The following is a 23,628-nucleotide window of genomic DNA, read 5'->3' on the forward strand; positions in this document are numbered from 1 at the left end:
TAAGATCCCGATGACTAGTTTGCATGCCGACGAGGCGTTCCTCGGCCATTACCAGTTAAGCCACGACCCTTTTGCTCCACGGGTGCCTGGTTTCAAATTTTTCCCTGCGCAACGCAAGCCGGTGCTCGGGCAGTTGCACCACCTCGCGCGCTACAGCCAGCTGTTGCTGGTGGTCACCGGCCCTCTGGGCAGCGGCAAGACTTTGCTGCGCCAGGCGCTGGTGGCCAGCACCAACAAGCAATCGGTGCAGAGCGTGGTGGTTTCCGCCCGTGGTGCCGGTGATGCGGCGGGCGTGTTGCGCCAAGTGGCCCAGGCCCTGGACGTGTCCACTGCCGAGCCGAATGCGATCCTCAAGCAAGTGGTGCAACTGGGCCTGACCGGCCAGGAAGTCTACCTGCTGGTGGACGACGCCGAGCAGCTCGACGAATCCGCCCTGGAAGCGTTGCTGGCCCTGGCGGCCGGTACGCCTGAAGGTCGTCCGCATGTGTTCCTGTTCGGCGAGTCTTCGCTGATTGCCGAACTTGAGCAGATCAGCGGCGAGCAGGAGCTGTTCCACGTCATCGAACTGCAGCCTTACGAAGAAGAAGAAACCCGCGAATACCTCGCCCAACGGCTGGAAGGCGCAGGGCAGGGCATCGAACTTTTCTCTGCTTCGCAGATCTCTGATATTCACGAAAGCTCCGACGGCTGGCCTGGCACCATCAACCAGGTTGCCCGCGATGCCATGATCGAAGCCATGATTGCCAGCCGCTCTGCGGTCAAGCGTCCAAAGATGGGGTTCACTATGCCTAAGAAGCACGTATTGGCAATTTCTGCCGTTGTCGTGGTCGCTGTCGCCGCCGCCTGGTTGATTCCAGGTCGCAACAAGGCCCCGACCACCGCTGGCGCGCCAACCGAACAGGCGCAGTTGCCACTGGGCAAGCCTACACCGAACGTTGAGTTCGCCAACTCCGGCCAACCGACCAACTTGCCGATGGTTGGCCAGCCAGTGATGCGCGGCCCGCTCGCCGAAGAAGCCGGCGGCATTTCCGAAGGCGACGACGGTGTGCCGGTAGAGGGTTCCAGCGCCACGCCGCCGACCGTGACCACCACCGCGCCACCTGCGGGCGTGCCGGCGGGTCAGCCAGCTGCCAAGCCGGCTCCGACGCCTGCGCCTGCTCAGGTCGCTACCGCCAAGCCAGCGCCAGCTGCGAAGCCAGTAGCCCCGGCGCCGGTGGCCAAACCAGCGCCTGCCGCCAAGCCTGCTGAAAAACCTGTGACCGTAGCCAAGGCCGGCGCCGCCGGCAGCAGCTGGTACACCAGCCAGCCTACCGGTAACTTCGTGGTGCAGATCCTGGGTACCAGCTCCGAAGCCAACGCCCAGGCGTTCGTGAAAGAGCAGGGCGGCGAGTACCGTTATTTCAAGAAAGTGCTCAACGGCAAGCCTCTCTTCGTGATCACTTACGGCAACTTCTCCAGCCGCGCAGCAGCTGAATCCGCTATCAAGGCCTTGCCAGCGAAGGTTCAGGCTGGTAAACCTTGGCCTCGCACTGTCGCCAGCGTCCAACAAGAACTGGCAACAACTCGCTGAAGATCCGGCGGCCTTACCCAGGCCGCCCTCTCGGCACCTCAAAAAAAAACAACACAGCGTGCAGCCCTGAAGGCCGCGCGCTTTGTGGTGTCTGCGTCACAGTAGCTTTTGAGTCGTAGCGGTCAGAATTAAAAAAGTTTTGACTAGCACAGCATATCGCTTTAAACCTTTCATAAATGCGACATAGATTTGCGACATTTCGTCGCTAAATTTGTGAGCGTCTGTGTCGGTGTGTACAATGACCTCCCTTTTGCCCCCGCTAAGCCGGCGTACGTTCGGCGTGGAAGGTAACCGGTTGAATTGAAAAGAAATTTGCCTCGAAATAAGAGGCAGCCTGGTGAGAAAGTGTCTATGAAAGCAGGTCTGTACCAACCCGATGAATTCAAGGATAACTGCGGTTTCGGCCTGATAGCCCATATGCAGGGCGAGCCCAGTCATACCCTTTTGCAAACGGCCATCGAGGCCCTGACCTGCATGACCCACCGCGGTGGGATCAACGCCGACGGCAAGACCGGTGACGGTTGCGGCTTGCTGATTCAAAAGCCCGACCAGTTCCTGCGCGCAGTCGCCAAGGAGCATTTCGGCGCCGATTTGCCCAAGCAATACGCCGTGGGCATGGTGTTCTTCAACCAGGACCCGGTAAAAGCCGAAGCCGCTCGCGAGAACATGAACCGCGAGATCCTGGCCGCCGGCCTGCAACTTGTCGGCTGGCGCAAAGTGCCGATCGACACCAGCGTACTCGGCCGCCTGGCCCTGGAGCGCCTGCCGCAGATCGAACAAGTGTTCATCGCAGGCGACGGCCTGAGCGACCAGGACATGGCGATCAAGCTGTTCACATCGCGTCGTCGTTCGTCCGTGGCCAACGCCGCCGACACCGACCACTACATCTGCAGCTTTTCCCACAAGACCATCATTTATAAAGGCCTGATGATGCCGGCGGATTTGACCGCCTTCTATCCAGACCTGAGCGATGAGCGCCTGCAAACCGCGATCTGCGTGTTCCACCAGCGCTTCTCCACCAACACCCTGCCGAAATGGCCGCTGGCCCAGCCATTCCGCTTCCTCGCCCACAACGGCGAGATCAACACCATCACCGGCAACCGCAACTGGGCCGTAGCCCGTCGCACCAAGTTCGCCAACGACCTGATGGACCTGGAAGAGCTCGGCCCGCTGGTCAACCGCGTGGGTTCCGACTCCTCCAGCATGGACAACATGCTCGAACTGATGGTCACCGGCGGCATCGACCTGTTCCGTGGCGTGCGCATGATCATTCCACCCGCGTGGCAGAACGTTGAGACCATGGACCCTGACCTGCGGGCGTTCTATGAGTACAACTCGATGCACATGGAACCGTGGGACGGCCCGGCCGGCGTAGTAATGACCGACGGTCGCTACGCCGTGTGCCTGCTCGACCGTAACGGCCTGCGCCCGGCGCGCTGGGTGACCACCACCAACGGCTTTATCACCCTGGCGTCGGAAATCGGCGTGTGGAACTACAAGCCGGAAGACGTGATCGCCAAAGGCCGTGTCGGCCCGGGCCAGATCCTCGCCGTGGACACCGAAACCGGTCAGATCCTCGACACCGATGCCATCGACAACCGCTTGAAGTCTCGTCATCCGTACAAGCAATGGCTACGCAAGAATGCCCTGCGCATCCAGGCAACCATGGAAGACAACGACCACGGTTCGGCTTTCTACGACGTCGACCAGCTCAAGCAGTACATGAAGATGTACCAGGTCACCTTCGAAGAGCGTGACCAGGTGCTGCGCCCCTTGGGTGAGCAGGGTTACGAGGCCGTCGGTTCCATGGGCGACGACACGCCAATGGCCGTGCTGTCCCAGCGCGTGCGCACGCCGTACGACTATTTCCGTCAGCAGTTCGCCCAGGTGACCAACCCGCCGATCGACCCGCTGCGCGAAGCCATCGTGATGTCCCTGGAAGTGTGCCTCGGTGCCGAGCGCAACATCTTCCAGGAATCGCCTGAGCACGCTTCCCGCGTGATCCTCAGCTCGCCGGTGATTTCCCCGGCCAAGTGGCGTTCGTTGATGACCCTGGATCGCCCGGGCTTCGACCGGCAGATCATCGACCTGAACTACGACGAGAGCCTCGGCCTTGAAGCCGCTGTGCGCAACGTCGCCGATCAGGCTGAAGAAGCCGTGCGCGCCGGTCGTACCCAGATCGTGTTGACCGACCGTCATATTGCCCCGGGCAAGCTGCCGATCCACGCCTCCCTGGCCACCGGCGCAGTGCACCACCGCCTGACCGAAAAAGGCCTGCGTTGCGACTCCAACATCCTGGTTGAAACCGCCACAGCCCGCGATCCGCATCACTTTGCGGTATTGATCGGCTTCGGCGCTTCGGCGGTGTACCCTTTCCTCGCGTACGAAGTACTCGGCGACCTGATCCGTACCGGTGAAGTCCTGGGCGACCTCTACGAGGTGTTCAAGAACTACCGTAAAGGCATCACCAAGGGCCTGCTGAAGATCCTGTCGAAGATGGGCATCTCCACCGTCACTTCGTACCGTGGCGCACAGCTGTTCGAAGCCATCGGCCTGTCGGAAGAAGTCTGCGACATGAGCTTCCGTGGCGTGCCGAGCCGCATCAAGGGCGCACGTTTCGTCGACATCGAAGCCGAGCAGAAAGCCCTGGCAGCCGAAGCCTGGAGCGCGCGCAAGCCGATCCAGCAAGGCGGCCTGCTGAAGTTCGTCCACGGTGGCGAATACCACGCCTACAACCCGGACGTGGTCAGCACCCTGCAAGCTGCCGTGCAGCAGGGCGACTACGCCAAGTTCAAGGAATACACCGCGCTGGTGGATAACCGCCCGGTGTCGATGATCCGTGACCTGTTCAAGGTGAAAACCCTGGACACGCCGCTGGCCATCAGCGAGATCGAGCCACTGGAATCGATCCTCAAGCGTTTCGACTCCGCCGGTATTTCCCTGGGCGCCTTGTCGCCTGAGGCTCACGAAGCCCTGGCCGAAGCCATGAACCGCCTGGGTGCGCGTTCCAACTCCGGCGAAGGCGGTGAAGACCCGGCCCGCTACGGCACCATCAAGAGCTCGAAAATCAAGCAGGTCGCTACTGGCCGTTTTGGTGTAACTCCGGAATACCTGGTCAACGCCGAAGTGCTGCAGATCAAGGTCGCCCAGGGCGCCAAGCCGGGTGAAGGCGGGCAACTGCCAGGCGGTAAGGTCAATGGCCTGATCGCCAAGCTGCGTTATGCAGTGCCGGGCGTGACCCTGATTTCGCCGCCGCCGCACCACGACATCTACTCCATCGAGGATTTGTCGCAGCTGATTTTCGACTTGAAACAAGTCAACCCGCAGGCCCTGGTCTCGGTGAAACTGGTCGCAGAAGCCGGCGTGGGCACCATCGCCGCCGGTGTGGCAAAGGCCTATGCCGACTTGATCACCATCTCCGGCTACGACGGCGGCACCGGCGCGTCGCCGCTGACCTCCATCAAGTACGCCGGTGCGCCGTGGGAACTGGGCCTGGCTGAAACCCACCAGACCCTGCGCGGCAACGACTTGCGTGGCAAAGTCCGGGTGCAAACCGACGGCGGCCTGAAAACCGGCCTCGACGTGATCAAGGCCGCGATCCTCGGCGCCGAAAGCTTCGGCTTCGGCACCGCGCCCATGATCGCCCTGGGCTGCAAATACCTGCGCATCTGCCACCTGAACAACTGCGCCACCGGCGTGGCGACCCAGAACGAGAAGCTGCGCAAGGACCACTACATCGGTACCGTCGACATGGTGGTGAATTTCTTCACCTACGTCGCCGAAGAAACCCGTGAGTGGCTGGCCAAGCTGGGCGTGCGTTCGCTGGAAGAGCTGATCGGCCGTACCGACCTGCTGGACATCCTCGAAGGCCAGACCGCCAAGCAACAACACCTGGACCTGACGCCGCTGCTGGGCAGCGATCACATCCCGGCGGACAAGCCACAGTTCTGCCAGGTTGAGCGCAACCCGCCGTTCGACAAGGGCCTGCTGGCCGAGAAGATGGTTGAGATGGCCACTTCGTCGATCAACGACGCAAGCGGCGGCGAATTCGCTCTGGATATCTGCAACTGCGACCGTTCCATCGGCGCACGTATCTCCGGCGAAATCGCGCGCAAGCACGGCAACCAGGGCATGGCCAAGGCGCCGATCACTTTCCGCTTCAAGGGCACCGCTGGCCAGAGCTTCGGCGTGTGGAACGCCGGTGGCCTGAACATGTACCTCGAAGGCGACGCCAACGACTACGTGGGCAAGGGCATGACCGGCGGCAAGCTGGTGATCGTTCCGCCGGTTGGCAGCGTCTACAAGACTCAAGACAGTGCCATCATCGGCAACACCTGCCTGTACGGCGCAACCGGCGGCAAGCTGTTTGCTGCCGGTACGGCCGGTGAGCGGTTCGCAGTGCGTAACTCCGGTGCCCACACCGTGGTTGAAGGCACCGGCGATCACTGCTGCGAATACATGACCGGTGGTTTTGTCGCGGTGCTGGGCAAGACTGGCTACAACTTCGGTTCGGGCATGACCGGCGGTTTCGCCTACGTGCTCGACCAGGACAACACCTTCGTCGACAAGGTGAACCACGAGTTGGTGGAGATCCAGCGGATCAGCGGCGAAGCGATGGAATCCTATCGCAACCACTTGCAGCATGTGCTGGACGAATACGTTGAGGAAACCAACAGCGAATGGGGTCGTAACCTCGCTGAAAACCTCGATGACTACCTGCGTCGTTTCTGGCTGGTCAAGCCCAAGGCTGCCAACCTGAAATCGTTGCTTTCCAGCATCCGTGCCAACCCGCAGTGATATGCGCCTGAAGAGTTTGATGAGGTTTTAACATGGCTGAACGTCTGAATAACGACTTCCAGTTCATCGATGTCGGGCGCAAAGATCCGAAGAAGAAACTGTTGCGTCAACGCAAAAAAGAGTTCGTGGAAATCTACGAACCCTTCAAACCCCAGCACTCGGCCGATCAGGCCCACCGCTGCCTGGGTTGCGGTAACCCGTATTGCGAATGGAAGTGCCCGGTGCACAACTTCATTCCGAACTGGCTCAAATTGGTGGCCGAGGGCAACATCCTCGCCGCCGCCGAGCTGTCGCACCAGACCAACACCTTGCCGGAAGTGTGCGGCCGGGTGTGCCCGCAGGATCGTCTGTGCGAGGGTGCGTGCACCCTCAACGACGGCTTCGGCGCGGTGACCATCGGTTCGGTGGAGAAGTACATCACTGACACCGCGTTCGCCATGGGCTGGCGCCCGGACATGTCCAAGGTCAAGCCAACCGGCAAGCGCGTCGCGATCATCGGCGCGGGCCCCGCGGGCCTGGGTTGTGCCGACGTGCTGGTGCGTGGCGGCGTGACCCCGGTGGTGTTCGACAAGAACCCCGAAATCGGTGGCCTGCTGACCTTCGGCATCCCCGAGTTCAAGCTGGAAAAAACCGTACTGAGCCATCGTCGCGAAGTCTTCACCGGCATGGGTATCGAGTTCCGCCTCAATACCGAAATCGGCAAAGACGTGACCATGGAACAACTGCTCGAAGAATACGATGCCGTGTTCATGGGCATGGGCACCTACACCTACATGAAGGGCGGCTTTGCCGGTGAAGACCTGCCGGGCGTGTACGACGCTCTGGACTTCCTGATCGCCAACGTCAACCGCAACCTGGGCTTTGAAAAATCGCCGGAAGATTTCGTCGACATGAAAGGCAAGAAGGTCGTAGTGCTGGGCGGTGGTGACACTGCGATGGACTGCAACCGCACGTCGATTCGCCAGGGTGCCAAGTCGGTGACCTGTGCCTACCGTCGTGACGAAGCCAACATGCCGGGCTCGCGCAAAGAGGTGAAGAACGCCAAGGAAGAAGGCGTGAGATTCCTCTACAACCGCCAGCCGATCGCTATCGTCGGTGAAGACCGCGTCGAAGGCGTGAAAGTGGTCGAGACCCGTCTCGGCGAACCGGACGCCCGTGGCCGTCGCAGCCCTGAGCCGATCCCGGGTTCCGAAGAGATCATCCCGGCAGACGCCGTGGTCATCGCCTTTGGTTTCCGCCCAAGCCCGGCGCCGTGGTTCGAGCAGTTCGAAATCCAGACCGACAGCCAGGGCCGCGTTGTAGCCCCGGAACAAGGCCAGTACAAACACCAGACCAGCAACCCGAAAATCTTCGCCGGTGGCGACATGGTGCGCGGGTCTGATCTGGTGGTGACGGCCATCTTCGAAGGCCGCAACGCCGCCGAAGGTATCCTGGATTACCTGCAGGTCTGACCCCGATCCTGGATTGAAATGGGATCAAAATGTGGGAGCGGGCGTGCTCGCGAATGCGGTATATCAGTCACCAGATGTGTTGGCTGACCCACCGCTTTCGCGAGCACGCCCCGCTCCCACATTTGTTTTGCGACGCTTTCATATCCGCGACAAATTGACCCGATAGACAAAAGGCACGGCTCTTGCCGTGCCTTTTGCGTCGCGCTCTGAGAAAATGCCCGCACTTTTTTTGCGGATGCCGACATGACTGCCCTCAAGAACGACCGTTTCCTTCGTGCCCTGCTCAAGCAACCTGTGGACGTCACCCCTGTGTGGATGATGCGCCAGGCCGGTCGCTACCTGCCGGAATACCGCGCCAGTCGCGCCCACGCCGGCGACTTCATGAGCCTGTGCATGAACCCGGAGTTCGCCTGCGAAGTCACCATGCAACCGCTGGACCGCTATCCACAGCTGGACGCGGCCATCCTCTTCTCCGATATCCTGACCATCCCTGACGCCATGGGCCAAGGCCTGTACTTCGAAACCGGCGAAGGCCCGCGTTTCAAGAAAGTCGTCAGCACCCTGGCCGACATCGAAGCCCTGCCGATCCCTGATCCACACAAAGACCTCGGTTACGTGATGGACGCGGTCAGCACCATCCGCCGCGAGCTCAATGGCCGCGTGCCGCTGATCGGCTTCTCCGGCAGCCCGTGGACCCTGGCCACCTACATGGTCGAAGGCGGCTCGTCGAAAGACTTCCGCAAGACCAAGGCCATGCTCTACGACAACCCGCAAGCCATGCACCTGCTGCTGGACAAGCTGGCGCAGTCGGTCACCTCCTACCTGAACGGCCAGATCATGGCCGGCGCCCAAGCGGTGCAGATCTTCGATACCTGGGGCGGCAACCTGTCGGCGGCGGCGTATCAGGAATTCTCCCTGGCCTACATGCGCAAAATCGTCAGCGGCCTGATCCGCGAACACGAAGGCCGCAAAGTGCCGGTCATCATGTTCACCAAGGGCGGCGGCCTGTGGCTGGAAAGCATCGCCGACGCTGGCGCCGACGCGCTGGGCCTGGACTGGACCTGCGACATCGGCGAAGCCCGTCGCCGCGTGGGCAGCAAAGTCGCGCTGCAAGGCAACATGGACCCGACTGTACTGTACGCCAAGCCGGAAGCCATCCGTACTGAAGTGGGGCGCATCCTCGCCAGCTACGGCAAAGGCAGCGGTCACGTATTCAACCTCGGCCACGGCATTACGCCTGAAGTTGATCCGGAGCACGCGGGCGCATTCCTGCGGGCGGTGCATGAGTTGTCGGCGCAGTATCACGAGTGATCGCTCGGCAATGAAAAAGCCCGGCAGATGCCGGGCTTTTTTGTGAGCGGTGATTAAGCCTTGGCTTCCTGCAACGGCGGCAATTTCGCAAGTTTCAACGCCACCAGCAACGCGACGATCAGCAGCGCAACGATAAACCCGCCAATCCCGTTCCACCCGGCGTAGTGCCAGAAGAAACCACCCGCCGTCCCCGCAATACTCGACCCGACGTAATAACTGAACAGGTACAGCGACGACGCCTGGCCCTTGGCTTTGAGTGCGCGGCGGCCGATCCAGCTGCTGGCCACCGAGTGGGCACCAAAGAAGCCGAAGGTGAAGATCAGCATGCCGGGCACTACCAGCCACAGCGGGGTAAACAGCGTCAGGGCGATGCCGCCGAGCATCAGCACGATGGTTGCCCACAGTACGCGACGGCGGCCCAGGCGGTCGGCCAGGGAGCCGATTTTCGCCGAGCTGTAGATACCGGAGAGGTACACCAGCGACAGCAGGCCTACCACGGCCTGGCTCAACTCGTAGGGCGAGGCCAGCAGGCGATAGCCGATGTAGTTGAACATCGTCACAAAGGCGCCCATCAGCACGAAAGCTTCGAGGAACAGCCACGGCAGGCCGGCGTCCTTGAAGTGCATGGTGAAGCCGTCCATCAAGCTGCGCGGGTGCAGGGTGCTGGCGCGGAAGTTGCGCGATTCGGGGAGGATCTTCCAGAACACCGTGGCCGCGATCAGCGCCAGGGCGCCGATGATCAGCATCGCCGTGTGCCAGCTGACGAAATCGATCAGTACGCCAATGATCAAGCGCCCACTCATGCCACCGATGGCGTTACCGCCGATGTACAGGCCCATGGCCAGGCCGATGTGTTGCGGGTGGATCTCTTCGCTCAGGTAGGTCATGGCCACCGCAGCCAGCCCGCTGAGGGACAGGCCCACCAGTGCGCGCATCAGCAGGATGCCTTCCCAGCTCGGCATCAGGCCGCTGGCGATGGTGGCTAGCGCGGCGCAGAACAGCGCGGCAACCATGACCGGCTTTCGCCCAAAGGTGTCGGAAATCGGCCCGGTGATCAGCAGGCCAATGGCGAGCATGCCGGTGGCTACCGAGAGGATCAGGCTGCTTTGTGCGGCATTGATGGAAAATTCGTGGGACAGCGCCGGCATCATCGGCTGTACGCAGTAGAGCAGGGCAAAGGTGGCAAAACCGCCGGAAAACAGCGCCAGCACCGTGCGCATGAACATCGGGGTGCCTTTTTCGATGTACTGCTCGTTGAGCTGTGCCACCACTTCATCGAGGGCGGTGGGCGGTACTTCTTGAGCAAACGGAGCGACAGCAGATTTCACGCGGGACCTCGGGGAGGAAAGACTGCCAGGGCTGACAATGCAAAAAAGAATATAGCTCGCTAATGATTCTTTCCAATATATTGTTCGACCTGTTTAAGAGCTTTTACGACCTAATGAGGTTTTCATGGAATTGCGCCACCTGCGTTACTTCATCGCCGTGGCTGAAGAGCTGCACTTTGGCCGCGCCGCGCAGGTGCTGGGCATCTCCCAGCCGCCGCTGAGCCAGCAGATCCAGGCGCTGGAGCAGGAGATTGGCGCGCGGTTGTTCGAGCGTACCAATCGTCGGGTCGAGATGAGTGAGGCGGGCCGGTTGTTCCTGCAAGAGGCGCGTCTGGTGCTGGCGCAGGTGGATAAAGCGGCGGACGTGGCGCGTCGGGCGCAGTTAGGTGAACTGGGGGAGTTGAAGATTGGCTTCACCTCTTCCGCGCCGTTCAACTCCAGCATCCCACAGGCGATCTTTGCCTTTCGCCAGGCGTTCCCGGCGGTGCATTTGAATTTGCAGGAGATGAGCAGTACGGAAGTGGCCGAGTCGCTGGTGGATGAGTCGATACAGGTGGGGCTGATGCGGCCGTTGCCGTTGCCTGATTCCCTGAGTGTCGTGGAACTGATGCGCGAGCCCTTGGTGGCCGTGCTGAACGCCGGGCATCCGCTGGTGGAAGGCAGTGAGCGTGGTTTGCACCTGGCGCAATTGGCTGAAGAGCCGTTTGTATTTTTCCCGCGGACTTACGGCAGCGGGTTGTATGCCCAGCTGCTGAACCTGGCGCGTGATGCAGGCTTCAGCCCGCACTTCGCCCAGGAGGCCGGGGAGGCGATGACCATTATTGGCCTGGTTGCAGCGGGGTTGGGTGTCTCGGTGTTGCCGGCGTCGTATCAGCGGATACGCATTGATGGCGTGGTGTATCGCACGCTGTTGGACCAGGAAGCGGTGACGGCGGTGTGGCTGGTGCAGCGTAAGGGCCAGCAAACGCCGATGGCCAAGGCGTTTGTCGAGTTGCTGACCCGTAAAGCGTTGGTATGACCGACGTATAACCTGTGGCGAGGGAGCTTGCTCCCGCTGGGCTGCGCAGCAGCCCCAAAACCCGACGACTGAGTTTTACCAGACAACCCTCAATAGCAGGTTTTAGGGGCGCTTCGCGCCCCAACGGGAGCAAGCTCCCTCGTCACAGGGAGCGGGTGTTTCAGTTCTGCTTCGAAGTCCCGGTCTGCTGAAACAACTGCGCCGCCGACCCGTTGTCACTCACACCATTGGTGCGCAACGCCGCCAGGATGTCCCGGTCCAGCATGCTCACCCAACGGTTGTAGTTTCGGTGGATCTTGCCGTCCTTGTAGCCCAGGTCGCGGCTGTCGCGGTAGGTGATGGCGTAGCTGGTGGCGGTGTAGCGGATGTCGATTTCAGCGTGGAATTTGTTGCGCACGTTGATCTCGGCCTGCACCAGCCGCGGGCTCAGGCGCTGTACGACCCATTCGCGTTTGTTCAAGGCCGCGATAATGGTCTGCTTCATTTTTTCTTCGTTGACCTGCGGGTTCGCCGGCAAGTCGTGCTGGGTGTTGAGCACCGGTTTATTGGTGCAGCCAGCGGTGGTGAGCAGGGCCAAAGCGACCAGTGTTGCGCGTAGCAGGGAAGACATTCCATTTCTCCAGTCAGTAAAAAAACTCACGCCCAGCGGCGGAAAATCAGCGAAGTGTTGACGCCGCCAAAGGCAAAATTGTTGTTCATCACGTAGTCGTTGTGCAGCTCGCGGAACTCGCCTTGCAGGTAGTCCAGTTCGCCGCAGCGCGGGTCGACCTCGTCGAGGTTGAAGGTGTGCACGTATTGGTTGCGGTTCATCATTTCGATGCTGAACCACGACTCCAATGCGCCGCATGCGCCCAGGGTGTGCCCGAGGAAACTCTTCTGCGAACTGATGGGCATGCGGCTGCCGAACAGGCTGCTGGTGGCCAGGGTTTCGGCGATGTCGCCCTGGTCGGTAGCGGTGCCATGGCCGTTCACATAGCCGATGGCGTCGGGCGAAAGCCCCGCATCTTCCAGGGCGAGTTCCATGGCGCGGCGCATGGTGGTCTGCTCCGGGCGTGTGGTGTGCTGGCCGTCGGCGTTGCTGCCAAAACCGACGATTTCGGCGTGGATGTGTGCGCCACGGGCCAGTGCGTGTTCCAGTTCTTCGAGTACCAGGATGCCGCCGCCTTCGCCGATCACCAGGCCGTCGCGGCCACTGTCATAGGGGCGCGGGCTGGTTTGTGGCGCATCGTTTTTCAGGCTGGTGGCGTACAGCGCATCGAACACCATGGCTTCGGTCGGGCACAGCTCTTCAGCGCCACCCGCCAACATCAGCGGAAGGCGGCCGAACTTGATGGCCTCATAGGCGTAGCCGATGCCCTGGCTGCCGCTGGTGCAGGCGCTGGACGTCGGGATCAGTCGGCCGGTGAGGCCGAAGAAGATGCTGATATTCGCCGCCGTGGTATGGGGCATCATGCGCACGTAGGAGTTGGCGTTCAGCCCCTCGGCCACCGAGTTCAGCAGCATATTGCCGAAGGCCTTGATCTCGTCGGTGCTGCCCGTGGACGAGCCGCAGGCAACGCCCATACGCCCGTCCTTGATCGACTCGTCGCCCAGCAAGCCGGCGTCTTTCAGCGCCTGTTCCGCAGCCCATACCGCCAGGCGCGAAACCCGGCCCATGCTGCGCAGTTGCTTGCGGGTCCAGTGGGCGGGCACCACGAAATCATCGATCGGCCCGGCCAGCCGCGTGTTCAGTTCGGTGAAGCGCTCCCACTCGTCCATGCGCCGAATGCCGCTGCGGTTGGCGCGGAAGTTGGCAGCGATGGTTTCCCAATCGCAGCCCAGGGACGTAACGCCGGCCATGCCGGTGACCACCACGCGCTTCATCAGCACAGACCTCCATTCACGGCCAGCACTTGGCGGGTGATGTAGCCGGCTTCCGCCGACATCAAAAAATTCACCGCCCCGGCGACTTCTTCCGGGGTGCCCATGCGTTGGGCCGGGATCATTTTCATCAATTCTTCCACCGGTACGTTTTCATCGAGCATCGCGGTGTCGATCAGCCCGGGAGCCACGCAGTTGACGGTGATCTTGCGTTTGCCGAGCTCGATGGCCAGGGCCTTGGCGGCGCCGATCAACCCGGCCTTGGACGCGCTGTAGTTGACCTGGCCACGGTTGCCGATCAACCCGGACACTGACGTGATGCACACGATCCGCCCAGCGGCGCGGCGTCGAATCATCGGCATCATCACCGGGTGCAGCACGTTGTAGAACCCGTCTAGGTTGGTGCGCATCACTACGTCCCAGTCGTCTTCCGACAGCGCTGGAAACGCGCCATCGCGCGTCAGCCCGGCATTGAGCACCACGCCGTAATAGGCGCCATGTGCTTCCACGTCGGCTTCCAGAATCTCTTTGCAACTGGCGCGATCCGCCACATCGAATTGCAACACCCGGGCCTTGCGCCCCAGGGCTTCGATTTCGATCTGCACCGCATCCGCCTCGGCGCGCCCGCTGCGGCAATGCAGCACGATGTCGTGCCCGGCCTGGGCCAGGCGCAATGCGATAGCGCGGCCGATGCCACGGCTGGAGCCGGTAACCAGTACGGATTCAGTCATGGCGTGGTGTCCTTCGATTCATCTAAATAGTTGGCCGCCTGGGGCGGTCGAAATACGTTCAAGCGTGCACTCGCCTGGATACCGTCACCGGTGAGGTGGCATTCGAACACACCCATGCCGTTGTCGTCTTCCAGAGAGCGCAGGCCATGGATGGTCAGCTCAGCGCCTGCGGGGAAATGCTCGACGTTGCACTCGAATTTGCGCGTGCCCAGCAGGAAGCCCAATTCCACGGCTTCACCTTTCTGGCGTGCGCGACAACCGGCGTAGGCCGCCACGCTTTGCGCCATCAACTCAATGCCGACCCACGCGGGCAGGCTGCCGTCGGCGCGGTTGAAAAGCCCGCCGGGCGTGACCGTCAGGCGGGTCTGAATCTGTTCTTCATCAAAGCTCAGGACCTGATCAATCAGGATCATGTCACCGGCGTGGGGCAGCAGTTCGGCGAGCGGCCAATCAATCATGGGGCGTCTCCGATAATCAGGCTGACGTTGTTGCCGCCGAAAGCAAACGAGTTGCTCATCAGGTAGCGTTTCTCCAGGTTGTCGCCGGGCAACGCCCACTTCAATACGGGCAGGTCGGGGTCGGCCTGGCCATCCCAGACATGGGGCGGCACCACGCTTTCCGTGAGGCTCAGCCAGCAGAATGCGGCTTCCAGTGCGCCTGCTGCGCCCAAGGTGTGGCCGGTCATGGGTTTGGTCGACGAGCAGGCTACGCCGCCCGGGAACAGGGCCGCGACCGCCAGGCTTTCCATGGCGTCATTGTGCTGCGTGGCGGTGCCGTGCAGGTTCAGGTAACCGATCTGCACGGGCGCCAGTTTTGCGCTGGCCAAGGCCTTGCGCATCGCTTGCAACGCACCCTTACCGGTGGGCTCGGGTGCAGAAATATGGTGGGCATCGCAACTGGCGCCACTGCCCAACAGCGCGACCGGCGCCGGAGTTTTGCTCATCAGGAACAGCACCGCAGCTTCGCCGATATTGATGCCGTTGCGGTTCGCCGAGAACGGATTGCAGCGCTGTGCCGAAACGGCTTCCAGGGACGAAAAACCATTGAGAGTCAGCTTGCACAGCGTGTCGACGCCACCGCAAATCACCGCATCACACACGCCCAGGTCCAACAGGCGTTGGGCACTCATCAGCGCCCGCGCGCTGGAGGTGCAGGCGGTGGAAATCACGTAGGCCGGGCCGCTCAGTTGCAGCCAGTCGGCGAGGAAATTGGCCGGCGCGCCGAGTTCCTGTTGCAGGTAGTCGTAGTCGCCGGGGAAGTTTTTTTCCCGCAGGTAGTGGGCGATGCCACGACTGGCTTCATCAATGCCCGAGGTGCTGGTGCCGAGCACGATGCCAATGCGCGACGCACCGAACGTCTGGATCGCTTGCCGGATCTCGTCATCAATCTGCAACGCCGCTTCCAGCAGCAACTGATTATTACGGCTGTGGTGCGATTCCAGCCCGGGCGGGATGGCTGCCAGTTCACCCCTCACGCCCGCCACCGGCAACACACGCTCCGGCACCCAGCCGCTTTCGGCGCGCATGCCGGAACAGTCGCCGGCAAACAGGTTGCGGCTGACTTCGCGCTTGTCGCGGCCCAGGGCGCAGATCACGCCGAGGGCATTGAGGTAGGCGGTCATCGGGTGGCCTCAAGCGGCGAGATGCGGTAGGTCAGGTGTTGCCCGATCACGTCCACGCGAAACACCAGGGAGGAGTGATAGGTGATCTTCCAGCGGGACGGCAGGGTGCGGATCAAGTCCATTTCCTGGGTGCCGGGGTACAGCTTGGAGACTTCATCCGCCGAAGTGAGGGCGAACAACAGCGCGGCAAACAATTCACGCGCCTGTGGGTTGGGCGGCAGCAAACCGTCGGCTTGCCAGGCACCGTTGATCAGCATCTGGCGGGCCTGGGGAATGCCCAGCGGGTCCATCATCGACCAGCGAATCCCGCCGCCTTCGCGCTGCATCACCAGCAGCCAGTCCTGGCGCTGGCCATCCTGTTCGCGCTGCACATGCAGTTGCAACGGCAGGCTCAGCATCGGGTTTTTCGACGGCAACGGCGGCTGGCTGGCGCAGGCGCTCAGCAGCAACAGGCAGCCGATCAACAGCATTCGGATCATGTTTCAGCGCTCGCCAGAGGTTTGCGGGCAACCACGTTGACCAGGGTTTCTTCGCGCTGGCCGGCCGGTTTTGGCTGGCGCAGGCCCCAGCGCTCAAGCAGGCCGAAATCAGTGGCGCGGCTCCACCACAGGTACGGGTATGAAACGTTCTGCGGGCCGAATTCAAAGCCCTGCTCGCGAATCATCTCAAGGTACTCTTCTGCGCTTTTCTGCACATGCATCGGGTGACGGAACAGCCAGCGAATTACCCAGGTGTCGATATAGGCCTCGGTGGATTCGGCAAACAGCAGATAGCCGCCCGGCTTGAGTACGCGATAGAACTCTTTCAGGGCGCGATGTTGTTCTACCAGGTGATGGAAAGTCTGGTGACAGAACAGCACGTCGACACTGGCGTCGGCCACGTCGAGGGTCGCGCAATCGCTGCCGATCAACTCGATGGCGATACCTTGGCGCGCGGCTTCGGCGCGGCTCAGGTCGAGGCTGTGTGGGTCAGCATCCAGACCGATCAGGCGTTCGGGGGCGAACACCTGCTGCAAATACTGGAACGACTTGCCCTGGCCACAGCCGGCGTCCAGCAGCACCGGGGCAACCGGCAGCGGGTCGCTGAACAGGCTGCGCAGGTCGTTGATTGCCACGCGCAGCACGTGGTGCTGCCAGGTGTGGCTGCGCAGGAACCAGAAGCCGAATTTGGTTTCTTCGACGTAGTTCTTGCTGAGGTATTGGCTGCTCATCGTTTCTTCCTTGTCCCGGACGGGGCGGCCCACGGTGCCAGCATGAAGCTGAATGCCAGCCCCAAGCTTACCGATAGCCCAAAATTACTCACCGCCGGCGTGCTGGAAATGGCCAGCAGGCCGAACGATAGCCAAGTAGTCACGGCCGCCAACAGTGTGCCCAACAGGCTCACCGCGGCGCCGCCAATTTGTTCACGCATCAGGATCGCGTAGTCGACGCTGATCGCGGTCACCAGCAGCAGGCCGAACAGGCTGAACAACGTCAGCGGCTGCCCCAGCCAACCGAGGCTGGCCAGGCTGCACAGCGCCGCCAGCAGCGGCAGGGCGACGATGCGCAGGGCACCGCCGAAGCCGAACGGAAGGATCAGCAACAGTACGATCAACACGCACGACATCAACTTCAATTCGGCGGCGCTGATTTGCGTCGCGGCAAACACCTGGTTCAAGTCGCCCAGGCGATCCACCAGCTGCACGCCGGGTAAATCCAGCGCCTGTACCCGCAGCAAGGCCGGGTTGTTCAAACCTTGCAGGCTCACCATCGCTGCCACGCCACCGTCGACATTCCCCAGCCACAGTGTGCGCCACGGCTCAGCCAGCGGGCCGACCAGCGCGGCATCGATGTCTTCGGTGGGCAGTGCCTGCAACTGGGCCAGCTCGGCTTGCAGTGCGGCGGCGGGCACGCCGAGGTCCAGCAATGGCTGCCAGTACTGCGGCAGTTGGTTCAGGGCTTCACGCAGTTGCTGTTGCTCGGCCGGCGCGCTGACCAACTGATTGAGCGCCAGGTAACCCTGGAGCTTGTCCATGTTCACTAACTGATCCAGACGCTGACTCAGCGCGGCCTGACGCTCCAGCAATTGCGGCTGATTGTCCGCCCGCACCAGGAAGAACTGGCTGGTGGGCTGGAACCCGGTAATCCGCGCGACGGCCTGGGCTTCCTGCAGCAACTGCGGCGGTGCACCGATCCACTGGCGGATATCGTTTTTGCTGTTCAGGTGCCATAGGCCGCCTGCGCAAAACACCAATACCAGTACCAATAACACCGGACTGGGCAGGCGCTTGAGCAGCGACTCGCGCATGCTCAGCAGGAACTCGGCAATGCGCAGCGGCCACTGCGCCGGGCGCAGTTCGACGCCCTTGAGCAAGGCCGGCAGCAGGCATACGGCGGACAGATAGGCGCCCACCAGGCCGGCGGCAGAGAACACCGCGATTTGCGTCAGCGCCGGGAACGGCGTCCAGGCCAGGGCCAGGTAGCCGATGCAACTGGTGGCCAGGCTCAGGCTCAGGCCCGGCAAGGTCAGGCGCAAGGCTGGCCAGCTGCGCCAAGGGCTCATGCTCCAGCTCTTGGACAGGTAATGCAGCGGGTAATCCACCGCCACGCCGATCAGGCTCGAGCCCAGCACCAACGTGATCACATGCATATGCCCGAACAGTGCCACACAGGCCACCGCACCAAACAACATGCCCACCAGCACCGGCACAAACGCCAACAGCACACGCCAGCGGCGGAACGCCAACAGCAGCAATAACAGGATCCCGGCAGTCGCGCCGCCGCCAACCCAAGTGATTTCCCGCGTCGCCTGTTGCTGACCGTTGGCCGCGTACAGCAGGCCGCTGGCGGCGAGCAATTGCGCGCCTTGCTGGTCGGCCTGCTCGCGGCTGGCCTTGAGTAATTCAGCCACTTGCAGCGGCAGTTTCATGTCGAAGGCATTGCCCGTGGTGCGCGCCCGTAGCAGCACCCAGCTTTTGCCGTCGGCGTCGGCGATCAACGCGCCGCTGCCGATATCCAGCTGCACCGAACCGTGCTGCGGCTGGCTGTTCTGGATGCGCCCGGTGAGGCCCAGCCAATCGTCCTGGCTCGGCACCAGGCTGAAGCCGGTGAACGGGTCGAACAGCGCCTGAACCCGCTGCTGAATAAACGCCTGGGGCTCGTCGATCAGTTGCTCGCGATCCTTGGTCGAGAGCATCGCGAGCCGGCCTTGCAGCAACTGCTGACGCAGGGCCGGCAGGTCGGCTTGCAGGTTCCACTGGACCTTCTCAAACAGGCCGCTGGCTTGCCAGGCTTCGCCCAATTGCGTCGCCATGGCCACGGCTTTTTGCCGATCGGCATGCCCCACCAGCACCAGCATTTCGCGGTTCAGTGGTTCCTGCATGCGCTGTTCGGCGCGCAGCTCCAGCGCATCGGGTGCAGTGCCGGGCACCAGTTCCATCAGGTTCGCCGACAGCGGCGCGCCATGGCGCCATTGCCAACCCGCCAGGGCCAACACGGCCACCAGCAGGATCAGGAACAGGCGCGGCAACCAGCGTTCACTCGGCAAAGTCGTGTTGCTCCGCGTCGCTCAGGGGCTGGCTGCTGGTGCTGTCCTGCATGCGCAGTACGGTGCTGTCGCCCTGGGTTTCCAGCAGCTCGATTTTTTGCACCCGCTCGCCGCCGTCGATATTGATCTGGTTGAACACCTGCTTGAGCAGCAGAGAGCGCGGGATCAACGTGAGTTTCCACTGCGTGGCTTCGCCTTGCAGCTGCAGTTCGAAGTCACGCTGCAAGCCGCTGCTGTCGCCCTGCAATACCGCGAGGAACAAACGATTTTGTTCGGCTCCGGCGCTCTTGTTCGGCAGCAACTGCCAGCCGTTGGCATCACGCCGGGCGATGCCGGTGGCGCTGATGCGGTAGTCCTGTTGCAGCGGGGTTTTCAGCAGCCAAAGCAAGCCGTGGTCCTTGGCCAGGACGAAGGTGCCCTTGCTGGTCAGCGGTTGCGGCAGGGCGCGCAGGTGTTTTTCCTGGATGAAGTTGCCGTGGATCACCGTTGGCTTTGCAAGCTGATCGCTGAGTTGTTGCAGGTCGAAAGCCTGGGCCAGGCCTGGAATGCCTAAAAACAGCATCAACGCGACCCTTGTAGGAGCGAGCTTGCTCGCGAAGAACCAGAGGGCGCCGCGGGGTGTCAGGCGGCCTGCGTTATCGTTGACGTTTTTCGCGAGCAAGCTCGCTCCTACAGGGGAGGTCATTGCAGGGCCCTCTCGACTGCATCCACAAACACCTTTGGCGATGCCAACTGCATTTCGCGACTGGCAATTTCCACCGCCACTTGCACGGTGCTGGCGCGGGTCAGGCGCTCGCCCGTGGCCTTGTCGCTGATCAGGTAATTGACCTTCAAACGGTTCTCCCACTCCACCAGGCTGGCGCGCACGTTGAGGGTCTGGCCGAAGGTCGCACCGCGTACATAGCGCAACTGCATGTCGATTACCGGCCAGGCGTAGCCCGCTTCCAGCATCGCCGTGTAGTTGTGGCCGAGCTTGTCCAGCAAGGCGCAGCGGGCGACTTCCAGGTACTTCACGTAGTGCCCGTGCCACACCACGTTCATGGTGTCGATGTCGAAAAACGGCACGAGGATTTCAGTGTCGCAGTGCAGCACGCCGGGGCTACGCATGCAGCCTCCAGTGTTGCTCGGCGATGCGCTTCAGGCACAGGCGCAGTTCGCCTTCCAGGGCGCGGTCTTCGATGACCGGCGGGAAGTCTTTGGCCAACTCGATGTGCATGGCGGCCAGTGCCGGGGGCAGCGGGCGCGCGTCTTCAGCCTGGGCCCGCAGCCATACGCCCTGGTTGGCGGCGAGCAAGGTGGCGGCGGCGACTTGTTCGGTCAGTTCCAGCACACGAATCGCATCGCGGGCGGCGATGGTGCCCATGCTCACCTTGTCCTGGTTGTGGCACTCGGTGGAGCGCGAGAACACGCTGGCCGGCATGGTGTTTTTCAGGGCTTCGGCGGTCCAGGCGCTGGTGCCGATCTGCACGGCCTTGAAGCCGTGGTTGATCATCGCCCGCTCGGCTGGCGCACCCGATAGATTGCTCGGCAGGCCGTGGTTGTAGCGCACGTCCACCAGCAGCGCGAGCTGGCGGTCCAGCAGGTCGGCGACGTTGGCCACCAGGGTCTTGAGACTGTCCATGGCGAACGCGATGTGGCCGCCGTAGAAGTGGCCACCGTGCAGCACGCGTTCTTCTTCCGCGTCGATGATCGGGTTGTCGTTGGCGCTGTTGAGTTCGATCTCGATGAACGAACGCAGCCAGTTCAGGCTGTCGGCCAACACGCCGAGGACGTGGGGGGCGCAGCGCAGCGAATAACGGTCTTGCAGGCGATGCAGCGGTGCGGTCGGTGCATCAATCGCCAAATCCTTGCGCAACCAGGCGGCGACTTGCATCTGCCCCGGGTGCGGCTTGGCGGCAAACAGGCGCTCGTCGAAATGCTCCGGATTGCCTTGCAGCGCCACCACGTTCAGCGCGGTGATGCGCGTGGCCAGTTGCAGCAGGTAGTCGGCGCGGGCGAAGGCCAGGCAGGCGAGGCCGGTCATCACGGCGGTGCCGTTCATCAGGGCCAGGGCTTCTTTCGGGCGCAGAACCAGCGGGTCCCAACCCAGCTCGCGATGCACGTCGGCGGCCTGGCGACGTTCGCCACGGAACATCACTTCGCGCTCGCCAGACAGGGTTGCAGCCACATAGGACAGCGGCGTCAAATCACCGCTGGCGCCCACCGAGCCTTCTTCCGGAATCAGCGGCAGTACGTCGAATTCCAGGAACGCATGCAGGCGCTCCAGCAACTCCACGCGTATCCCGGAAACGCCATGGCACAGCGACTGCAACCGCGCCGCCAGCACCGCGCGGGTGGCTTGCGCGTCCAGCAACTTGCCGAGGCCGCAGCCGTGGAACGTGTAGAGGTGACGCGGCAGCGCTTCGACGTGCTCCAGCGGCACCGCCACCACGCACGAGTCGCCGTAGCCGGTGGTGACGCCGTAGATCACGCCTTCCTTGTCCAGCAACGAATCGAGGAACTGCGCGCCCTTGGCGATACGCTGGCGGTACTTGGCATCAGCTTGCAGTTGAGTCGGCGCCTGACGGTTGGCCAGGGCCAGCACGTCTTCGATGCGCAAAGGGAGTTCGCCGAAGGTTACCGGCTCAAGATGCGTCGTCATCGGTCTTCCAGAAAGGGTAAAAGTTGAACCATTGTTGGGGCGCTTCCAGGCAGAACTGGCCCAGGCGCTCGGCGTAGCGGGCGGTCCATTGTGCGATCACCTGCTGGCGATCGCTGCGTTTCCATTCGATCAACTGGGCGAACGGCTCGATGATCAGGCGATAACGGCCTTGATGCTTCAAGCACATCAGCAGGTTGACCGGGCATTTCAGCAGGCCGGCCAGCAGCCATGGGCCTTGTGGAAAGGCGGCGTCATGGCCGAGAAAATCCACGCGCACCGTACGCCCGCCATGCAGCGGTACGCGGTCGCCGGCAATCGCCAGCCACTCGCCGTCGTCGAGGCGCTGGCTGAGCATCATCATCACCGCCGGGTCGAGTTCGCTGACCTGAATCAGGCGCAAATTGGTCGCCCCGGCTTCGCCCAATATCCGGTTGAAGCGTTCGGCGTGCTTGGTGTGTACCAGCACGTTCATCGTGACCTTTTCGCCCAGCTCGGCGAGGGCGCGGCACACTTCAAGGTTGCCCAGGTGCGCGCCGACCAGCATCTGCCCGCGCTCGCTGCGCAGCTGGCCGCGCAGTTGAGCCGGGTCGATGATTTCGATCTGCTCCAGGCGCAACTTGCCGTTCCATACGTCGAGTTTGTCCAGTAAGGCATCGGCGAACGCCATGAACTGTCCGAAGACCCTTCTGTGGGTAGGGCGCAGGTCGTCGCGCTGGCTCCAGTCGGCCAGGCGCTGCTGGTACTGCCAGGCGCTTTGGCGGGCCGTGCGGCCGAACAGAAAGAAGTAGAAAACGATGCCGTAGAGCAGCGGGCTCAGCACCCGGCGCCCGAGGACCTTGGCGGCGAAGGCGGTGAATTTCATCAGCCAGAAACTGCCGCGTTCTTCGCGGTCGGCCCAGTGCTTGGTGTCCTGGGTCATGCCTGCCACCGGCGCCAGAGGATCATCGGCGCGCGCACCAACATGCCGAAGAACAGCCGGGTGTGCATCGAGGAAATCAGCGCGTTGTCGTGGAACAGGCGAAAGTGCGACAGGCCGTCGGCGGGGTAGTGCACCTTGGTCGGCAGCCAGCGCATCGGCTGGTTGCGCCAGGCGAGGCGCACCAGGATGTCGGAGTCGAAATCCATGCGTTTGCCGATGTTGGCCGAGTCCATCAAGGCCAGGGTCGGTGGCAGTGGGTACACGCGAAAGCCGCACATGGAGTCGCGGATTTGCAGCGACAAGGTATTGATCCATACCCACACGTGGGTCAGGTAGCGCGCGTATAGGCGGCCCTTGGGTACGCTGTCGTCGTATTCCGGGTAGCCACAGATCACTGCATTCGGGTGGGCGCGGGAGGCGTCGAGGAAGGTGCTGACTTCCCGCAGGTCGTGCTGGCCGTCGGCGTCCACTTGCAGGGCATGGGTGAAGCCCAGGCGCGCGGCTTCGCGAAAGCCGGCCATGACGGCGGCACCTTTGCCCTGGTTGGTGGGCAAGGTCAGCAGGGATACGTTATCGAGGGTTGCCAGTTGCGCCAGGACAGCGGCGCAGGCGTCGCTGCTGCCGTCGTCTACCAACAGGCATGGCAGGCCGCTGGCCAGCACGGTATGAACCACGGCGGGCACGGCGGCTTCGTGGTTGTAGACCGGGATCAGGGCGCAGGGCTTATGCATAACAGGCACCCCATTGGCAGAAGCGCTTTTTGTGGCGAGGGAGCTTGCTCCCGCTGGGCTGCGAAGCGGCCCCAATACAGGCGACACCGATTTGCCTGATAAACCACAGTGCCTGGGTTGGGAGT

Annotated in this window: 19 protein-coding genes; 5 read left to right on the forward strand and 14 right to left on the reverse strand. The window is 62.4% G+C overall.

Going from position 1 to position 23,628, the window contains the following annotated elements; all coding sequences use genetic code 11:
* Window positions 1-10: 10 nt before the first annotated feature.
* From SNL23_RS04800 to hemE, 4 genes are all read left to right on the forward strand, one after another.
* Window positions 11-1,570 carry an SPOR domain-containing protein gene (locus SNL23_RS04800; RefSeq protein WP_318301751.1) on the forward strand — a complete coding sequence of 520 codons (1,560 nt, stop codon included), beginning with the start codon at window positions 11-13 and terminating at the stop codon, window positions 1,568-1,570.
* A gap of 351 nt (window positions 1,571-1,921) precedes the next feature.
* The gene (gene gltB, locus SNL23_RS04805; RefSeq protein ID WP_076015448.1) at window positions 1,922-6,367 is read left to right on the forward strand and encodes a glutamate synthase large subunit; all 4,446 of its coding nucleotides are present in this window, start codon (window positions 1,922-1,924) and stop codon (window positions 6,365-6,367) included.
* A 32-nt stretch (window positions 6,368-6,399) separates the two neighbouring features.
* Window positions 6,400-7,818: an FAD-dependent oxidoreductase gene (locus SNL23_RS04810; protein ID WP_076015449.1), complete on the forward strand. Its 1,419-nt coding sequence runs from the start codon at window positions 6,400-6,402 to the stop codon at window positions 7,816-7,818.
* 243 nt (window positions 7,819-8,061) lie between these two features.
* On the forward strand, window positions 8,062-9,129 hold the full coding sequence (hemE, locus tag SNL23_RS04815; protein WP_076015450.1) for a uroporphyrinogen decarboxylase: 1,068 nt from the start codon (window positions 8,062-8,064) through the stop codon (window positions 9,127-9,129).
* Window positions 9,130-9,182: 53 nt separating this feature from the next.
* Here hemE and SNL23_RS04820 read toward each other — a convergent pair whose 3' ends face one another.
* Complete coding sequence (locus SNL23_RS04820) at window positions 9,183-10,400, reverse strand: MFS transporter (protein ID WP_412104158.1); 1,218 nt, start codon at window positions 10,398-10,400, stop codon at window positions 9,183-9,185.
* A gap of 181 nt (window positions 10,401-10,581) precedes the next feature.
* Between SNL23_RS04820 and SNL23_RS04825 the strand changes: the two genes are divergently transcribed.
* Window positions 10,582-11,475, forward strand: a complete 894-nt coding sequence (locus SNL23_RS04825) for a LysR family transcriptional regulator (protein ID WP_318301753.1) — start codon at window positions 10,582-10,584, stop codon at window positions 11,473-11,475.
* Between the two features lie 160 nt (window positions 11,476-11,635).
* Here SNL23_RS04825 and SNL23_RS04830 read toward each other — a convergent pair whose 3' ends face one another.
* From SNL23_RS04830 to SNL23_RS04890, 13 genes are read right to left on the reverse strand one after another with little or no spacing between them, the layout of a single operon-like run.
* Window positions 11,636-12,085, reverse strand: a complete 450-nt coding sequence (locus tag SNL23_RS04830) for a hypothetical protein (protein WP_076015464.1) — start codon at window positions 12,083-12,085, stop codon at window positions 11,636-11,638.
* A 26-nt stretch (window positions 12,086-12,111) separates the two neighbouring features.
* Window positions 12,112-13,338: a beta-ketoacyl-ACP synthase gene (locus SNL23_RS04835; RefSeq protein WP_318301754.1), complete on the reverse strand. Its 1,227-nt coding sequence runs from the start codon at window positions 13,336-13,338 to the stop codon at window positions 12,112-12,114.
* A complete protein-coding gene (gene fabG, locus SNL23_RS04840; RefSeq protein ID WP_318301755.1) occupies window positions 13,338-14,066 on the reverse strand; it encodes a 3-oxoacyl-ACP reductase FabG in 729 nt (242 codons plus the stop codon). The genes SNL23_RS04835 and fabG overlap by 1 nt, the downstream gene beginning before the upstream one ends.
* Window positions 14,063-14,524, reverse strand: coding sequence for a hotdog family protein (locus SNL23_RS04845; RefSeq protein ID WP_318301756.1), 462 nt, complete (start codon window positions 14,522-14,524; stop codon window positions 14,063-14,065). Before SNL23_RS04845 ends, fabG begins: the two co-directional genes overlap by 4 nt.
* Window positions 14,521-15,687, reverse strand: a complete 1,167-nt coding sequence (locus tag SNL23_RS04850) for a beta-ketoacyl-[acyl-carrier-protein] synthase family protein (RefSeq protein WP_318301757.1) — start codon at window positions 15,685-15,687, stop codon at window positions 14,521-14,523. Before SNL23_RS04850 ends, SNL23_RS04845 begins: the two co-directional genes overlap by 4 nt.
* Window positions 15,684-16,166, reverse strand: a complete 483-nt coding sequence (locus SNL23_RS04855) for a hypothetical protein (protein WP_318301758.1) — start codon at window positions 16,164-16,166, stop codon at window positions 15,684-15,686. The genes SNL23_RS04850 and SNL23_RS04855 overlap by 4 nt, the downstream gene beginning before the upstream one ends.
* Window positions 16,163-16,897 (reverse strand): class I SAM-dependent methyltransferase, encoded by a 735-nt coding sequence (locus SNL23_RS04860; protein ID WP_003209370.1) that lies wholly within the window; start codon window positions 16,895-16,897, stop codon window positions 16,163-16,165. Before SNL23_RS04860 ends, SNL23_RS04855 begins: the two co-directional genes overlap by 4 nt.
* Window positions 16,894-19,212, reverse strand: a complete 2,319-nt coding sequence (locus tag SNL23_RS04865; RefSeq protein ID WP_318301759.1) for an MMPL family transporter — start codon at window positions 19,210-19,212, stop codon at window positions 16,894-16,896. Before SNL23_RS04865 ends, SNL23_RS04860 begins: the two co-directional genes overlap by 4 nt.
* Window positions 19,202-19,897 carry an outer membrane lipoprotein carrier protein LolA gene (locus SNL23_RS04870; protein WP_167662949.1) on the reverse strand — a complete coding sequence of 232 codons (696 nt, stop codon included), beginning with the start codon at window positions 19,895-19,897 and terminating at the stop codon, window positions 19,202-19,204. The genes SNL23_RS04865 and SNL23_RS04870 overlap by 11 nt, the downstream gene beginning before the upstream one ends.
* Window positions 19,894-20,319, reverse strand: coding sequence for an acyl-CoA thioesterase (locus SNL23_RS04875; protein ID WP_167662948.1), 426 nt, complete (start codon window positions 20,317-20,319; stop codon window positions 19,894-19,896). Before SNL23_RS04875 ends, SNL23_RS04870 begins: the two co-directional genes overlap by 4 nt.
* A complete protein-coding gene (locus SNL23_RS04880; protein ID WP_318301760.1) occupies window positions 20,312-21,853 on the reverse strand; it encodes an HAL/PAL/TAL family ammonia-lyase in 1,542 nt (513 codons plus the stop codon). The genes SNL23_RS04875 and SNL23_RS04880 overlap by 8 nt, the downstream gene beginning before the upstream one ends.
* Complete coding sequence (locus tag SNL23_RS04885; protein ID WP_318301761.1) at window positions 21,837-22,772, reverse strand: LpxL/LpxP family acyltransferase; 936 nt, start codon at window positions 22,770-22,772, stop codon at window positions 21,837-21,839. The genes SNL23_RS04880 and SNL23_RS04885 overlap by 17 nt, the downstream gene beginning before the upstream one ends.
* Window positions 22,769-23,503 carry a glycosyltransferase family 2 protein gene (locus SNL23_RS04890; protein ID WP_318301762.1) on the reverse strand — a complete coding sequence of 245 codons (735 nt, stop codon included), beginning with the start codon at window positions 23,501-23,503 and terminating at the stop codon, window positions 22,769-22,771. The genes SNL23_RS04885 and SNL23_RS04890 overlap by 4 nt, the downstream gene beginning before the upstream one ends.
* Between the last annotated feature and the right edge of the window lie 125 nt (window positions 23,504-23,628).

Origin of the sequence: Pseudomonas sp. SED1, from assembly GCF_034044025.1 — a bacterium.
In the GTDB taxonomy this organism is placed as follows: Bacteria; Pseudomonadota; Gammaproteobacteria; order Pseudomonadales; family Pseudomonadaceae; genus Aquipseudomonas.

Coding starts and splice junctions, on each gene's coding strand:
- SNL23_RS04800 (WP_318301751.1), top strand. CDS start 11: ATGACTAGTTTGCATGCCGACGAGGCGTTCCTCGGCCATTACCAGTTA.
- SNL23_RS04890 (WP_318301762.1), bottom strand. CDS start 23,503: ATGCATAAGCCCTGCGCCCTGATCCCGGTCTACAACCACGAAGCCGCC.
- SNL23_RS04835 (WP_318301754.1), bottom strand. CDS start 13,338: ATGAAGCGCGTGGTGGTCACCGGCATGGCCGGCGTTACGTCCCTGGGC.
- SNL23_RS04845 (WP_318301756.1), bottom strand. CDS start 14,524: ATGATTGATTGGCCGCTCGCCGAACTGCTGCCCCACGCCGGTGACATG.
- SNL23_RS04855 (WP_318301758.1), bottom strand. CDS start 16,166: ATGATCCGAATGCTGTTGATCGGCTGCCTGTTGCTGCTGAGCGCCTGC.
- SNL23_RS04825 (WP_318301753.1), top strand. CDS start 10,582: ATGGAATTGCGCCACCTGCGTTACTTCATCGCCGTGGCTGAAGAGCTG.
- SNL23_RS04830 (WP_076015464.1), bottom strand. CDS start 12,085: ATGTCTTCCCTGCTACGCGCAACACTGGTCGCTTTGGCCCTGCTCACC.
- SNL23_RS04870 (WP_167662949.1), bottom strand. CDS start 19,897: ATGACCTCCCCTGTAGGAGCGAGCTTGCTCGCGAAAAACGTCAACGAT.
- SNL23_RS04850 (WP_318301757.1), bottom strand. CDS start 15,687: ATGACCGCCTACCTCAATGCCCTCGGCGTGATCTGCGCCCTGGGCCGC.
- hemE (WP_076015450.1), top strand. CDS start 8,062: ATGACTGCCCTCAAGAACGACCGTTTCCTTCGTGCCCTGCTCAAGCAA.
- SNL23_RS04880 (WP_318301760.1), bottom strand. CDS start 21,853: ATGACGACGCATCTTGAGCCGGTAACCTTCGGCGAACTCCCTTTGCGC.
- SNL23_RS04860 (WP_003209370.1), bottom strand. CDS start 16,897: ATGAGCAGCCAATACCTCAGCAAGAACTACGTCGAAGAAACCAAATTC.
- gltB (WP_076015448.1), top strand. CDS start 1,922: ATGAAAGCAGGTCTGTACCAACCCGATGAATTCAAGGATAACTGCGGT.
- fabG (WP_318301755.1), bottom strand. CDS start 14,066: ATGACTGAATCCGTACTGGTTACCGGCTCCAGCCGTGGCATCGGCCGC.
- SNL23_RS04810 (WP_076015449.1), top strand. CDS start 6,400: ATGGCTGAACGTCTGAATAACGACTTCCAGTTCATCGATGTCGGGCGC.
- SNL23_RS04885 (WP_318301761.1), bottom strand. CDS start 22,772: ATGACCCAGGACACCAAGCACTGGGCCGACCGCGAAGAACGCGGCAGT.
- SNL23_RS04875 (WP_167662948.1), bottom strand. CDS start 20,319: ATGCGTAGCCCCGGCGTGCTGCACTGCGACACTGAAATCCTCGTGCCG.